This is a genomic window from Sulfitobacter marinus, from assembly GCF_900116285.1.
GTDB classification, from domain to species: Bacteria; Pseudomonadota; Alphaproteobacteria; order Rhodobacterales; family Rhodobacteraceae; genus Sulfitobacter; species Sulfitobacter marinus.
Genome location: NZ_FPAJ01000001.1, coordinates 507,896 through 522,494, shown reverse-complemented (window position 1 = coordinate 522,494; position 14,599 = coordinate 507,896). Strand labels below are relative to the sequence as shown.

The window sequence follows — 14,599 nt, the reverse complement described above, 5'->3', positions numbered from 1 at the left end:
CCACAATCGGCACAAGGGGATATCATGACGAAAACGTTGTTGGTTTGTGATTGTCTCGGCTCACAGCAGGTCGATTTCAAAGCCTTGGGCGAAGCAACCGGATTGAGCTGTTCGGGATGCCACACAAGCCTGTGCACCACGCAGATCGAAACCGCGGCTAAGGCGATCTCGGCCGGTGATGTGGTCATTGCCTGCGCCCAAGAAGCCCCCCGTTTTGCCGCATTGGCCGAAGAGCTGAACGCCGATGAACCCCTATGTGTCGATATTCGCGACCGCGCGGGCTGGACCGCCGATGGCGATGATACCACACCCAAGATGGCCGCGCTGATTGCCGACGCAATGCTGGCCCCGCCGTCGCCAAAATCAATCGATATCATCAGCGAAGGCACCTGCCTGATCATCGGTGGTGAAGACGCCGCCATCGCAGCGGCTGAAAAATTATCTGACGCGCTGGCCGTAACCGTGCTGCTGGCACCGGGCAGCGCATTTTTGCCCACACCCGCCTATGATATCGTGATTGGCACCCTACGCGGTGCCAGCGGCACCTTGGGGCAGTTCGACATTCGCATTGATCAGTTTCAACAAAGCCTTGCCGGTGGCCGTGGCACCCCTGCCCTGACCGATCCGCAAGACGGTGCTGTGTCGCAATGCGATGTGATCCTTGATCTGACCGGTGGCCAGCCGCTGTTCCCCGCGCCCGAAAAACGCGACGGCTATCTGCGCGCCGACCCGGGTAGCCAGACTGCCGTCGCCGATGCTGTTCTGGCCGCCAGCCAGATTGTCGGCACCTTTGAAAAACCACTTTATATCCGCATGGAGCCGACGCTCTGTGCCCATTCCCGTGCCGAACAACCCGCCTGTTCGAATTGCCTGAACGTCTGCCCCACGGGTGCCATCCTGTCTGCAGGCGAAACCGTCAGCATTGACCCGATGATTTGCGCTGGATGCGGTGCCTGTAGTGCCGTCTGCCCCTCTGGTGCCATCAGCTATGACGTGCCCGGCCCTGACCACATGTTCCGCCGGATCAGCACGCTGGCACGCAACTATCGCATGTCGGGAGGAGAGAACGCGGCCCTGTTGGTCCATGATGATCACGGCGCTGAAATGATCGAGCTGGCTGCCCGCTTTGGGCGTGGCCTGCCCGCCCATGTGATCCCGATGGAGGTCAGCGCCCTGTCCGGCTTTGGCCATTCCGAGATGCTCGCGGCGCTATCCAGTGGCTTCAGCCACGTCGATATCCTGTTGGGGCCGAAAACCGAACGCGACGCCCTTGACCCGCAGCTTGCGCTGGCGGATGCGATTGCGCCGGGTCAATCCATGTTACTGGACATCGCTGACCCTGATGCGCTGTCAGACCATCTGTTTGACCGCGCGCCCATCCCCCCCACGGTCGAGCCGATCCTACCCATCGGCAGCCGTCGGCAGGTCGCGCGTTTGGCGGCTAAGGCGTTGAACCCAGATCAAAAGGTTCTACCGCTGCCCATCGATGCCCCCTATGGCGCGGTTCTGGTCGATACAGACGCTTGCACCTTATGTCTGGCCTGCGTGTCTTTGTGCCCGTCAGGTGCCCTTGGCGATAATCCTGACATGCCGCAACTACGTTTTCAGGAAGACGCGTGTCTGCAATGCGGGCTTTGCGCCAATGTCTGCCCCGAAAACGCCATCACGCTAGAGCCGCAGCTCAACCTGACCGAAACCGCCCTGCAACAGGTGGTCTTGAACGAAGAAGAACCCTTTGCCTGCGTGGAATGTGGGACGCTGTTCGGGGTTAAATCCACCGTTGAAAAGATCGTCGAGAAACTGGCCGGAAAGCATTCGATGTTCGCCAATTCCGACACGGCGCGGATGATCCAGATGTGTGACGGCTGCCGCATCAATGCGCAGTATCATTCCCAGAACAACCCGTTTTCAGGTGCCGAACGCCCCCGCCCGCGCACCACCGATGATTATCTGTCAAAGCGCAAGGATCACTGATTTTGCAAGCCAGCGCCCCGATCCGCCAGTTACAAAAACACATACCCCTTTCCCATTGCCGCCACCGCACCAGCCCACAAGGTTGACCGCACAGCGGCCCCAGACATCGGAGACCCGAAAATGAGCGAAGATTTCAACATGTCGATGCGCAAGTTCCTGAAACAGGTTGGCGTGACATCACAACAAGCCATCGAAGAGGCGCTGCGCAACGCCGGCGACACCACGGGCAAAAGCTTTGACGCCAAGATGGTGTTGACCATCGACGGGCTGGACATGGAACATGTCGTTACCGGCAAAATCGAGGGGCAATCCTAAGGTGAGCGTCACCAGAGAAACCGTTCTAGCCGTTCTGGCAGACCTAAAGGACCCGATCAGCGGCACATCTATCGTCGAGGCAGGCATCGTCAAGGCTTTGACCGTCGAGGATAGTGTTGTACGTTTCGTGATGGAAGTCAGCGGCGATCACGCGGCGGCCTACACGACCCTCAAAGACACCGGCGAGTCGCAGATCAAAGCGCTGGACGGGGTCAAATCCGTCTCGATCGTGTTGACGGCCCATAGCGCCCCCAAACCGCCACCTGATCTGAAAGGATCACGCAGCTCTGCGCCCGCAGGCCCGCAAAAAGTGCCCGGCATCGACCGGATTATCGCCGTGGCATCCGGCAAGGGCGGAGTGGGTAAATCAACCGTTGCTGCCAATCTGGCCTGCGCGCTGGCCGCCGAAGGCCGCCGCGTCGGCTTGCTGGATGCGGATGTTTACGGGCCCTCGCAACCGCGCATGTTGGGGGTGTCGGGGCGGCCCGCGTCACCCGATGGAAAAACGATCCTGCCGATGCGTAACTACGGCGTAACCATGATGTCGCTGGGCCTGATGACCAACGAGGATCAGGCCGTTGTCTGGCGCGGCCCGATGCTTATGGGCGCGTTGCAACAAATGCTGTCTCAGGTGCAATGGGGCGCGCTGGATGTTCTGATCGTTGATCTGCCGCCCGGCACCGGTGATGTGCAGATGACACTTGCGCAAAAGGCCGAACTCAACGGCGCAATCATCGTGTCGACCCCGCAAGACATCGCCCTGCTGGACGCCCGCAAGGGGATCGACATGTTCAACCAGCTTGGCACGCCCCTGATCGGCATGATCGAAAACATGTCCACGCATATCTGTTCGGCCTGCGGTCACGAGGAACATCTGTTCGGCCATGGCGGTGTCGCTGCGGAAGCGCAGAAGCTGGACGTGCCGTTGCTGGCAGAAATCCCGCTACATATCGACATTCGTCTGGCGGCAGATGGCGGTGCGCCGATTGTGGTGTCCAAACCCGAAAGCGCCCAAGCCTTGGCTTTCCGCAAAGTGGCAAAAGACCTGATATCCCAAGGGCATGCATGACAAAGCCCGCGTTTCCACCGCTGTTTTCCGGCCAGGACGCCAAGGGCGATGATCCCTTTGTCTTGGCTTGCGCAGCTGCAGAAGCGGGCTGTGATGCAGGGTTGGTGATCTACGATCTAGGGTCCAGTAATTTGCGCGCGGCCATCGTCTTTGCCCCCGATGTGCCGCTTGCCGATGCTGTGGCGATGCTGCCGGTGTCCGGCGTCGGATTTCAGAACGCGCTTGGGGCCTTGGCCCCGCCCGAGGTGGGCGTGCATCTGGGCTGGGATGGCGGTCTTTATATCAATGGCGGGCGTGCGGGGCAGTTGAAAATGGCCGCATCAGATGTCGACCCTGATGCTGTGCCCGATTGGCTGGTCGTTGCGCTGAACTTGTCGATGTGGCCCGATCAAGATGACACCGGCCTGACCCCGGATCAAACAGCGCTCTACGCCGAAGGTTGCGCCGATCTGGCCCCTGATCAAATGCTTGAAGCTTGGGTACGCCATACCCTCGTCGGGATCAACAATTGGGCCGACGGCGGCATGGCCAAACTGCATACAGAATGGGCTGGCCTTGCCCATGGCCTTGACGGCGAAATCACGGTGGCCGGGCAGACCGGTGGCTACGTCGGGCTTGATGAAAAGCTGGGGTTGTTGTTGAAGATCAACCAAGAAACCGTATTGATACCGCTGACCGCAACCCTCACGAGGCCCGTATGAACCTAGCCCGCGCCATCCATTTTGACGAAAGCGACACCCGCGTTTTTCACAACCCTGCGCGCACCGGTGAATGGTGTATTTCCGGCGGGTTCGAGTTTTCAAACTGGAGCGAAGGTGATTTGGTCGGCAAGGCGCGGCAAGCGTTCGCCAACGGATGGATGGGGATGGAGACCTTTGGCAGGGTCAGTTTTGTCGCGGTGACGCAGATTGAGCCGCATGAACATGATGTGCTGGCAGGTCTGCTGGCCCAGCATTTCGTCGACATCTATGGCGCGCCAGATCTTGAGGCCGCGATTGCCGTCGCCAAAGAGGAAATCGCCCAGATGGCCGAGCTGTGCGAAGATCACGGGCCGAACACCCTGCTGACCGTGTCGCGCGAATTGACCCCCGCAGGGGTTAAAGAAGCCTACCGCGTGATCGAAGCGCAGGATGCCGACATTATGCAATTCGCCGTGCATGGATCACTGGACGAGGATGATGCCCATGACCATAATCATGGGCATCATCACGACCCTTAAGGTGTCGCGTTAAACACGAACAACGGTTGGCCGTTGATCTTGTAGCCATTGATCAATTCAGCGGCGCGCGGGCTGGTCAACCAGCCTTCAAGCTTCATCGCCAAGTCGTTGCGAATGTTGGCATTTTTATCGGGGTTCACCGGCAGCAGTGCGTATTGATTAAACAGGGCCGGATCGCCGGAATACAGCAGCGCCAGATCGGCTTTGTTGCCAAAGTTCAGCCAGCTGGCGCGGTCGGCCAGAATATAGGCATTCATGCCAGCAGCCGTGTTCAATGCGGCCCCCATCCCTGCCCCGACCGGACGGTACCAATCGCCGAAGGCAGCACTGTCCAGCCCCGCACCGGCCCAGATCTTTTTCTCGGCCTTATGGGTGCCGCTGTCGTCACCACGGCTGACGAACGAGGCTTTGACACCCTCGATCCGCTGCACCGCATCCGCCGCACTGGTCGCACCTGCAATCTCTGCGGGGTCAGCGTTGGGGCCGACAAAAACGAAATCATTATACATGATCTCGCGGCGGTGCGTGCCGTGACCCTCGGCAACGAATTTTTCCTCTGCCGCTTTGGAATGAACCAATACGGCATCGACATCCCCCGCCTCGCCCAAGCGCAATGCCTGACCGGTGCCCACCACCAAAAGCCTTACATCCAGATCAACATCAGCCTTGATCGCCGGCAGCAAGACATCGGCCAAACCCGAGTTATCAAAGGATGTGGTCACCGCCATACGCATTTCATCGGCGCTGGCCGTCTGTGCCCATAGCAGCAGTGTGACAGCAGTTAAAAGTCGTTTCATGTTACAATGTCTCCTCTTAAAAAAGCAGCAAGTGCTTGGGTTTCGGGGGTCGAAAACTTGGTAGCCGCCGGCCCCGTTTCGTGAATTTTTCCGTCCAGCATAAACACCAGATCATGGGCCAACCGCCGTGCCTGCCCCATGTCGTGGGTGGCCATCACCAGATGCGTGCCCGCCTCTGCAATCTCTTGCAGCAGAGTCTCGATCTCGTGGGTGGCGCGGCCGTCCAGATTGGCGCAAGGTTCATCCAGAAACAGCACATCAGGTTTGCGGACCAAGGCGCGGGCAATGGCCAGTTTCTGCCGCTCGCCGCCCGACAGACGCGTTGCAGGGCTGTTTTGCACCGGCGTGAGCCCGATCCGGTCCAGCCAATAATCCACCGTTTCCTTGATCTGCGCCGCGGGGGTTTTCACCAGCCGCAGCGGATAGGCCAGATTTTCAACCACCGACCGGCGCATGACAATAGGCGACTGAAATACAAACGCGTGTTTTGAGCTGTCCGGCGCGGCCCAAGTGGCAGAACCGGCACTGATCCGTTCAATCCCGTGCATGACGCGCAGCAATGTGGTTTTGCCCGATCCGTTCGGCCCGATCACCATCGTCGGACCCGACGGATCCAGCACCATATCAATGGGACCAATGATCCGCTTACCCTGTCTGCGGACGGCAACATCTTGTAATGTCAGGGGAAAGAGACGGCTCACCATTGGCCCTCCCGTTCTGTGCGCGACAGGGTGTGGATCGCCAAATTCACCACAATCGCCAAGCCGATAAGGACAAAGCCCAGCCCCAAGGCCAGCGCAAAATCGCCCTTTCCCGTCTCAAGCGCGATGGCGGTGGTCAGCACACGGGTCACATGGTCAATATTGCCGCCGACGATCATGATTGCGCCCACCTCGCCTATGGCGCGGCCAAAACCCGCCAGCGCTGCGGTCAGCAAATTACGCCGTCCATCCCGGACCAAGGTCGTGATCCGCTGCCATTTCGATGTGTTCAGCGAGATTAGCAAATCATGATATTCAGCCCATAATTCGCGCATCGACTGGTGGGCAATGGACGCGATAACGGGCGTGATAATGATCACCTGCGCGATGATCATCGCCGTCGGTGTAAACAGCAGATTCAATACGCCAAAAGGGCCAGAGCGGGACAGTAAAATATACACGACCAACCCCACAACGACCGGCGGCAAGCCCATCAACGCATTGATCAGCGATATCGTAAAACGCCGATAGCGAAACCGCTGCACCGCCAGATATGTCCCCAAGGGGATGGCAATTACGGATGCGATCACCAAGGCGGTCAGGGTCACACGCAACGATCTTAGGCTAATTTCCCAAAGCTCGGTATCGAACTGCACGATCAGCCAGAATGCCGCGCTCAATCCCTCCCAAATATCAACCATATGCCGCGCGATCCCGTTTCCCGCCCTACGGAATTTACGGTCGGGTTTTCCCCTAGGAATGGCAAGTAGAAAGTGCTGAGATCACCCCTCAAGAAGGTCCAGCCCTTTAAAATGATTGGGGTATTTCCTGCGCATCTTTGAATAATGCATAGGAAAGTTAGGACCCTGACGGCCCCGCCATAGGCCCCTGCAGCCGCCTATCTCAAAACTTTTGCAGAAAATTTGAAGTCAGCGCATTAATGGGGTTGAAACACCCGTGGGGCTTGGATAGTAGAACGCTCACGGGTCGTTAGCTCAGTTGGTAGAGCGCTTCGTTTACACCGAAGATGTCGGGAGTTCGAGCCTCTCACGACCCACCATCCCCCATTCAAAACACAGCCTAATATCCTGAGATAATGGGATATTTATCTGCAGTCCTGATATGCTCACGGCTTTTACCATAGCGCGGCGGCGCTTGTGTGTCTTAGCCGTCTGCTTTGATCTCGGCGTTCCTGCGCGGCGCAGCTGCGGTTTTCACTTGACGCACTTTCACACGCATCATTTTGCCGTTTGCCAGATCTTTCTCGTTCAAGACTTTGAATTTCCCCATCGGCAGGAGGTTTAATTCGCGGCTGTCGCCCAATGCCTCCCCCAGTACTGAAAGCATGGCTTCGACGACGGGCTTGGCATCCTTTTTCTTGATGCCTGACCGCTCGACGACCAGATCGATTAGCTCTTTCTTGCGCATGACCGGGCCAATAATCACCGGGCGCGGTGCGTCGGGGTTTGGTGTAGCCGCTTTGGTTGCCTGCGCCCTGCGAGAGGCAGGTGGCGTGACGGTTTGTATGGATTTGCTTCTCATGGCGGCGGGCAATTTCGACCGGTCTGCTGTCGATTTTCTCGGTTTTGTTGGACTGCTCATGAGACGCTCCCGCCGATTTGCCGCTACACAACTTTATAGCGTGAGAATTTAGTGAACACCAGCATTGCGGTCGCAGTACTGTTCAAGTGGTTCTTATTTAGGCGCAGTGTCCTGAACTGCAAAAGCCGCCCCGTTTCCAGGGCGGCCATGTTTTTGCGTATCAGCGGGATCAATGCGCAGTAGCATTGTCCGCGCTTGGGGATTTTTTAGCCAGCGCAGCTGCCGCCGCATCTTCGGCTTCTTGATCCCACTCAATTGGATCAGGCTGCCGCACAAGAGCATGCTGCAAGACTTCGGACACATGTTCGACCGGGATGATTTTCAGCCCTTCCTTCACGTTGTCGGGGATATCCGGCAGATCCTTTTCGTTCTCTTTGGGGATCAAAACCGTGGTAATTCCACCGCGCAAGGCGGCAAGCAGCTTTTCCTTGAGCCCACCAATCGGCATCGCATTCCCGCGCAGCGACACCTCGCCCGTCATGGCGATATCACGCCGGACGGGGATTTGCGTCAGCACCGATACGATCGACGTCACCATCGCCAAACCAGCCGAGGGGCCGTCCTTGGGTGTGGCACCATCGGGCACGTGCACGTGGATATCGAGCGTGTCGAACTTGGGCGGCTTGACCCCGATCTGCGGGCTGATCGACCGTACATAACTGCTTGCGGCGTCGATGGATTCCTTCATCACATCGCCCAGCTTACCCGTGGTCTTCATCCGGCCCTTACCCGGCAGGCGCAATGCCTCAATCTGGAGCAATTCACCCCCGACCGACGTATAGGCCAAGCCGGTCACCACACCGATCTGATCTTCAAGCTCGGCCAGACCATAGCGATACTTCTTAACGCCAAGGAAATCCTCGATGTTGTCAGCATTCACCGTGATGCTTTCGGCCTCTTTCTTGACGATTTTGGTCAGCGACTTGCGCGCCACTTTCGCGATTTCACGCTCAAGATTACGCACGCCGGCCTCGCGGGTGTAATACCGGATCATGCTGGTCAAGGCACTGTCTTCAATGGCAAATTCCTTTGCCTTCAGACCGTGATTCTTGACTTGTTTGGCGACAAGATGCTGTTTGGCAATCTCGCGCTTTTCATCCTCGGTATAGCCCGACAGCGGGATAATCTCCATCCGGTCAAGAAGCGGGCCCGGCATGTTATAGCTGTTCGACGTTGTCAGGAACATCACGTTCGATAGGTCATATTCGACCTCAAGATAGTGATCCACGAAGGTGGAGTTCTGTTCCGGATCAAGCACCTCGAGCATCGCCGACGCGGGATCGCCGCGGAAATCCTGCCCCATCTTGTCGATTTCATCGAGCAAGATCAGCGGGTTATTCGTCTTAGCTTTTTTGAGCGCCTGAATGATCTTACCCGGCATGGAGCCGATATACGTCCGGCGGTGACCACGAATTTCGGATTCGTCACGCACGCCACCAAGGCTGATGCGAATGAATTCGCGCCCTGTGGCCTTGGCCACTGATTTACCAAGCGACGTTTTACCCACACCAGGAGGGCCGACAAGGCACATGATCGGACCTTTCAGCTTGGAAGACCGCTGCTGCACAGCAAGGTATTCCACGATGCGTTCTTTAACCTTTTCAAGGCCATAGTGATCATCGTCCAGTACTTGCTGCGCTTTGACCAAGTCCTTTTTGGTGCGTGATTTGACATTCCACGGGATCGACAGGATCCAGTCAAGATAGTTGCGCACAACTGTGGCCTCGGCAGACATGGGCGACATATTCTTGAGCTTTTTCAGCTCGCTGTCGACCTTTTCCTTTGCCTCTTTGCTCAGCTTGGTTTCAGCGACACGCGCCTCAAGTTCGGCCAACTCGCCTTTGCCTTCCTCGCCGTCACCCAGCTCGGTCTGAATGGCTTTCATTTGCTCATTCAGGTAATATTCGCGCTGTGTTTTTTCCATTTGGCTTTTTACGCGGGTCTTGATCTTTTTCTCGACCTGCAACACGGACATTTCGCCCTGCATCAGCCCGTAAACTTTCTCAAGACGTTCAGACACGGAAAGCGTTTCAAGCAAATCTTGCTTTTGCTCGACCTCGATCCCTAAATGCCCCGCCACCAAATCAGCAAGACGTGCAGGTTCGGTCGCTTCCAACACAGCTGTCAGCGCCTCTTCGGGTACGTTCTTTTTGACTTTGGAATAACGCTCGAACTCTTCGGCAACCGTCTTGATCAGCGCCCGCGTAGTGGTTTCATCACCGGGAATCTCGCTCAGATACTCTGCCGTAGCTTCGAAAAAGCTATCGTTTTCAAGGTATTCAGTGATGCGCACACGTGATTGCCCTTCGACAAGCACCTTGACGGTGCCATCGGGCAGTTTCAGCAGTTGCAACACATTCGCCAGCACACCTGTCTGGAAAATACCATCTGCGTCTGGGTCATCCATGCCGGGGTCAATCTGGCTGGACAGCAGGATCTGCTTATCGTCAGCCATCACTTCTTCCAAGGCACGCACGGATTTTTCGCGACCCACGAAAAGCGGGACGATCATATGGGGGAACACCACGATGTCGCGCAGGGGCAACACGGGGTAGGATGCGTTCAGAGGCTCTAACATGCTCTTTTCCTTATTCTGCAAGATGACACTGGCCCCTATTCTAGGCAGCCGATCGGTCATCTCCTGTTCTAGATAGGGTATTTGGGAACCCTACCCGCCTGTTTCAATCCCCTTGGCGCTACCGCCTTACAAGGCTTGGCCACCTGATTTGGGGTTTATGCCAGAATGAACCGCTATCAGCGGACAGACAAGCACGGATCGATTAATTTCCGGTCAAAAATCCCATTCAAAACGGATTTGACCCGGAAGGTTCCGGCCCATCCCAAGGGACAGGCCGGAAAATGCAGGCTTATTCCGCCGCGATTTCTTCCATGAAAGGATAATCGATATAGCCTTCCTTGCCGCCCGCATAGACCGTCTTGGGGTCGTTTTCGTTCAGCGGTGCATCAAGCTCAAGGCGTTTGGCCAGATCCGGATTTGAAATATAAGGCCGGCCAAAGGCGACCAGATCGGCCGTGCCACCCGCAACCGCTTTGATCGCCATCTCGCGGTCATAAAGATTGTTAGCCATATAGATCCCGTCAAACAGCTGGCGCAGCTTGGCCAGATCCTCGCCTTCCTTAAGATCGCGTGATTGGCCGGTCGATCCTTCGACAATGTGCAGATAGGCCAACCCGAATTTATTCAATTCGCGGACAACATATTCAAACGTCTCTTGGGGGTTGTCGTCGGCAATATCATTGGCCGGAGAGAACGGCGACAAACGCAGGCCAACATGATCACCATCCCACGCATTGGTGACGCCTTCCATAACCTCAAGCAGCAGACGCGCGCGGTTCTCAACGGACCCACCATAGGCATCCTCACGTTTATTGCTTGAGGTCTTCATGAACTGATCCAGAAGATAACCGTTAGCACCGTGCACCTCGACCCCGTCAAAGCCGGCTTTCTTGGCCATCTTGGTCGCGTGGACATAATCGGCAACGATGCGGGGCATCTCTTCCAGCTCCAACGCGCGTGGCTCGGATGTGGGGACCATACCGTCGCCGGTAAAGGTTTTCATATTCGCGGCAATCGCGGAAGGTGCCACAGGTTTTTGGCCGTTTGGCTGGATGTCTACATGGCTGATCCGGCCCACATGCCAAAGTTGGATGACGATCTTGCCGCCCGCCTTGTGCACGGCATCCGTGACCTTCTTCCACGCCGCAACCTGCCCTTCGGTATAGATACCGGGGGTTTTGATATAGCCTTTGCCCTCGGGACTGATTTGCGCAGCTTCGGTGATGATAATGCCAGCACCGGCGCGTTGGGCATAATATTCAACGTGCAAATCGTTGACTTCACCGGTGTCGTTATCGGCGCGGCTGCGGGTCAGCGGGGCCATTACGATACGGTTCTTGGCCTCGATCGCGCCAACCTTCAGCGGTGTGAATAATTCTTGTGTCATGGGGTACGTCCCGTCCTAATTATTTCTTGTCTTCATCACCTAACCAAAAGACGCGCGACGACAAGGATCGGTTCACAAGTTTATTTTTCACGCCGCCGGTTGAAAAGCTACAGCGGCTCTATATCCCCCTGCGCCCTTTGGGCATGAAAATCAGCCTGCCACGTGTCAAACGTACCTGCGGCAATCGCCCCACGCATACCGGCCATGATTTCCTGGAAGTAATGTAGGTTGTGCCACGTGAGCAGCATGCCCGAGATCATTTCCTGACTGCGAAAGACATGGTGCAGATAGGCGCGGCTGTAGTTTGAGCAGGCCGGGCATGTGCAGTCTTCATCCAACGGGCGCGGATCATCGGCGTGGCGGGCGTTTTTGATGTTCACAACACCGTGGCGGGTGAACACCTGCCCCGTGCGGCCCGAGCGTGACGGCAACACACAGTCCATCATGTCGATGCCACGGGCCACAGCGCCGACGATGTCGTCGGGCTTGCCCACCCCCATCAGATAGCGCGGACGGTCCACGGGCAGCATGTCGGTGGCGAAATCAAGACAGCCAAACATCGCCTCTTGCCCCTCGCCCACGGCCAGACCGCCGACAGCATAACCGTCAAAGCCCACGTCAATCAGCGCCTTGGCGCTTTCCTCGCGGAAATCCTGCTCAAGCCCGCCTTGCTGGATGCCAAAGAGCGCATGGCCGGGACGGTCACCAAAGGCGTCGCGGCTGCGCGCGGCCCACCGCATCGACAGGCGCATGGATTCCGCGATGCGGTCGCGGTCTGCGGGCAAGGCGGGGCATTCGTCAAAACACATGACGATGTCAGAACCGAGCAGCTTTTGGATTTCCATCGACCGCTCTGGTGTCAGTTCGTGCTTGGACCCGTCGATGTGGCTTTTGAAGGTCACACCCTTTTCGGTCAGCTTGCGCAGGTCGGCAAGGCTCATCACCTGAAAGCCGCCTGAATCGGTCAGGATCGGTTTGTCCCAGTTCATGAACTTGTGCAGACCACCCAGCCGGTCGATCCGCTCGGCGGTGGGGCGCAGCATCAGGTGATAGGTATTGCCCAGCAAAATATCGGCACCCGTGGCCACGACGCTTTCGGGCATCATCGCCTTGACGGTGGCGGCAGTGCCCACGGGCATAAACGCAGGTGTGCGAATGTCACCCCGAGGGGTCGAGATGACGCCGGTGCGGGCAGACCCGTCACGCGCCTGAAGATCGAATGAGAATTTTTCCATGACAGCGCCTATAAGAGGTCGTGCAATCGCGTGCAATCACCATGACATATTGCTTTTGCTGTGGCATAATCTAAGCGCCCTGGGAATTAGGCAAAAAAAGCGGCGCACAGCCGATATGGGCAAGCGAGGCGCATTGCCGCAACCGCCTCGGGGCTCTGCCCCGAACCCCGGGATGATTTACCATTTGGAAACATCTGTGACGCCTTGAGAGGTGTCATGCGACCTGTTAGTCGGCGGCATCAATGCAGCGGTCTTGGAGCCTTGTGATATGGAAGAATTGAATTTCGGTTGGGAAGAATGGATCGCCCTGCCCGGCTTGGGGTTGCCGTCGATCAAAGCCAAGATTGACACAGGCGCCAAGACATCATCGCTGCACGCCCATGACATCGAGGTTTTTGGGCCCGACGCCAAACCAAAGGTGCGGTTCAACGTCTATCCGGTGGCGGGCAACGACGATATTGTCATCACCTGCTCGGCTCCGATTATTGACCGCCGCGAGGTGACATCATCGAACGGCGAATCCGAATTGCGTTATGTGATTTCGACCACATTGGACGTGAACGGGCAGAGTTGGCCCATCGACATCACCCTGACCAACCGGGCGGGCATGGCCAGCCGGATGCTGCTGGGGCGGCAAGCGCTGACCGACCACATCACGATTTCGGCCACGGAAAAGCGCCTGCAACCCGAGCTGAGCTATGACGTCTATCATTCAGCCGCCGTGCGCCACACCGCCCCGAAACGGGCGTTGCGCATTGCGGTGCTGAGCCGTGAGGCCGAGAATTACTCCACACAGCGTCTGGTCGAGGTCGGCGAGGCACGTGGCCATACGGTTGAAGTTATCGACACCACACGTTGTTATATGGCGATCAACGCGATGGCCCCCGAAGTACATTATGACGGCAAACGTCTACCGCGTTATGACGCTGTGATCCCGCGCATTGGCGCGTCGATCACGCCCTACGGCTGTGCGGTGATCCGGCAGTTTGAAACCATCGGCACCTATTGTGTGAACGGATCTGCCGGTATTCTGGCCAGTCGCGACAAGCTGCATGCGCATCAGGTGTTGGCCTCAAAGAAGATCGGCATGCCGACCACCGCCTTTGCCGCGTCGCCCAAGGACACGTCGAACCTGATGGCGCTTGTGGGCACCGCACCCTTGATTGTGAAACTACTGGAATCCACCCAAGGCAAGGGGGTCGTTCTGGCCGAAACCAAAAAGGCCGCGGAATCCGTGATCGACGCCTTTCGCGGGCTTAAGGCGAATTTTCTGGTGCAGGATTTCGTCAAGGAAGCCGCCGGAGAAGACATTCGCTGCCTGGTGATTGATGGCAAGGTCGTGGCCGCCATGAAACGCACCGGCGCGGATGGCGATTTCAGGTCGAACCTGCACCGTGGCGGGTCGGCCAAGGTGGTGCGGATCACCAAACAGGAGCGTGAGACAGCCCTGCGCGCGGCGCGTGCCTTTGGCTTGGGCAAAGCCGGCGTTGACCTATTGCGATCCGAAAGCGGGCCCAAAGTGTTGGAGGTCAATTCCTCCCCCGGTTTTGAGGGGATCGAGAAGGCGACCAACAAGGATATCGTTGGCATGCTCTATGATATGGTCGAGGCGCGGGTAAAACCGCAGCCCGTACGCAAACGCAAGGGATAAACCCGAAGGGCCAACGCAGCGCCGCACCACTAGACGCTGGGCGCACTGATCCCTATATAAAGTGTCAGAAA

13 protein-coding genes and 1 tRNA gene are annotated in these 14,599 nt (G+C 57.3%); 7 read left to right on the top strand and 7 right to left on the bottom strand.

Annotated features, from left to right (window positions below; genetic code table 11):
* Nucleotides 1-24 precede the first annotated feature (24 nt).
* The 5 genes from BM347_RS02580 to BM347_RS02560 all read left to right on the top strand — a co-directional run bounded on the left by BM347_RS02580 (nt 25) and on the right by BM347_RS02560 (nt 4,577).
* Nucleotides 25-1,974, top strand: a complete 1,950-nt coding sequence (locus BM347_RS02580; protein ID WP_093915385.1) for a 4Fe-4S binding protein — start codon at nt 25-27, stop codon at nt 1,972-1,974.
* Between the two features lie 120 nt (nt 1,975-2,094).
* Complete coding sequence (locus BM347_RS02575; RefSeq protein ID WP_093914840.1) at nt 2,095-2,289, top strand: DUF6494 family protein; 195 nt, start codon at nt 2,095-2,097, stop codon at nt 2,287-2,289.
* A gap of 1 nt (nt 2,290) precedes the next feature.
* Nucleotides 2,291-3,358 (top strand): Mrp/NBP35 family ATP-binding protein, encoded by a 1,068-nt coding sequence (locus tag BM347_RS02570; RefSeq protein ID WP_093914839.1) that lies wholly within the window; start codon nt 2,291-2,293, stop codon nt 3,356-3,358.
* The gene (locus BM347_RS02565; protein ID WP_093914838.1) at nt 3,355-4,059 is read left to right on the top strand and encodes a biotin/lipoate--protein ligase family protein; all 705 of its coding nucleotides are present in this window, start codon (nt 3,355-3,357) and stop codon (nt 4,057-4,059) included. The genes BM347_RS02570 and BM347_RS02565 overlap by 4 nt, the downstream gene beginning before the upstream one ends.
* A complete protein-coding gene (locus BM347_RS02560) occupies nt 4,056-4,577 on the top strand; it encodes a DUF6505 family protein (RefSeq protein WP_093914837.1) in 522 nt (173 codons plus the stop codon). The genes BM347_RS02565 and BM347_RS02560 overlap by 4 nt, the downstream gene beginning before the upstream one ends.
* Here BM347_RS02560 and BM347_RS02555 read toward each other — a convergent pair.
* From BM347_RS02555 to BM347_RS02545, 3 genes are read right to left on the bottom strand one after another with little or no spacing between them, the layout of a single operon-like run.
* Nucleotides 4,574-5,374 (bottom strand): ABC transporter substrate-binding protein, encoded by an 801-nt coding sequence (locus tag BM347_RS02555; RefSeq protein ID WP_093914836.1) that lies wholly within the window; start codon nt 5,372-5,374, stop codon nt 4,574-4,576. The two genes, BM347_RS02560 and BM347_RS02555, sit on opposite strands and share 4 nt — an antisense overlap.
* On the bottom strand, nt 5,371-6,078 hold the full coding sequence (locus BM347_RS02550; protein WP_093914835.1) for an ATP-binding cassette domain-containing protein: 708 nt from the start codon (nt 6,076-6,078) through the stop codon (nt 5,371-5,373). Before BM347_RS02550 ends, BM347_RS02555 begins: the two co-directional genes overlap by 4 nt.
* A complete protein-coding gene (locus BM347_RS02545) occupies nt 6,072-6,776 on the bottom strand; it encodes an ABC transporter permease (protein WP_093914834.1) in 705 nt (234 codons plus the stop codon). Before BM347_RS02545 ends, BM347_RS02550 begins: the two co-directional genes overlap by 7 nt.
* A gap of 283 nt (nt 6,777-7,059) precedes the next feature.
* Between BM347_RS02545 and BM347_RS02540 the strand changes: the two genes are divergently transcribed.
* Nucleotides 7,060-7,135, top strand: a tRNA-Val gene (locus BM347_RS02540).
* Between the two features lie 104 nt (nt 7,136-7,239).
* Here BM347_RS02540 and BM347_RS17650 read toward each other — a convergent pair.
* The 4 genes from BM347_RS17650 to tgt all read right to left on the bottom strand — a co-directional run bounded on the left by BM347_RS17650 (nt 7,240) and on the right by tgt (nt 12,877).
* The gene (locus tag BM347_RS17650; RefSeq protein WP_245764162.1) at nt 7,240-7,677 is read right to left on the bottom strand and encodes an HU family DNA-binding protein; all 438 of its coding nucleotides are present in this window, start codon (nt 7,675-7,677) and stop codon (nt 7,240-7,242) included.
* Nucleotides 7,678-7,846: 169 nt separating this feature from the next.
* The gene (gene lon / locus BM347_RS02530; protein WP_093914833.1) at nt 7,847-10,255 is read right to left on the bottom strand and encodes an endopeptidase La; all 2,409 of its coding nucleotides are present in this window, start codon (nt 10,253-10,255) and stop codon (nt 7,847-7,849) included.
* A 289-nt stretch (nt 10,256-10,544) separates the two neighbouring features.
* Nucleotides 10,545-11,642 carry an alkene reductase gene (locus tag BM347_RS02525; protein ID WP_093914832.1) on the bottom strand — a complete coding sequence of 366 codons (1,098 nt, stop codon included), beginning with the start codon at nt 11,640-11,642 and terminating at the stop codon, nt 10,545-10,547.
* A 107-nt stretch (nt 11,643-11,749) separates the two neighbouring features.
* Nucleotides 11,750-12,877, bottom strand: coding sequence for a tRNA guanosine(34) transglycosylase Tgt (gene tgt, locus BM347_RS02520; protein ID WP_093914831.1), 1,128 nt, complete (start codon nt 12,875-12,877; stop codon nt 11,750-11,752).
* A gap of 268 nt (nt 12,878-13,145) precedes the next feature.
* On the opposite strand from tgt, the gene rimK reads away from it, so the two are divergent.
* Nucleotides 13,146-14,528 carry a 30S ribosomal protein S6--L-glutamate ligase gene (gene rimK / locus BM347_RS02515; protein ID WP_093914830.1) on the top strand — a complete coding sequence of 461 codons (1,383 nt, stop codon included), beginning with the start codon at nt 13,146-13,148 and terminating at the stop codon, nt 14,526-14,528.
* The last annotated feature ends 71 nt before the right edge of the window (nt 14,529-14,599 follow it).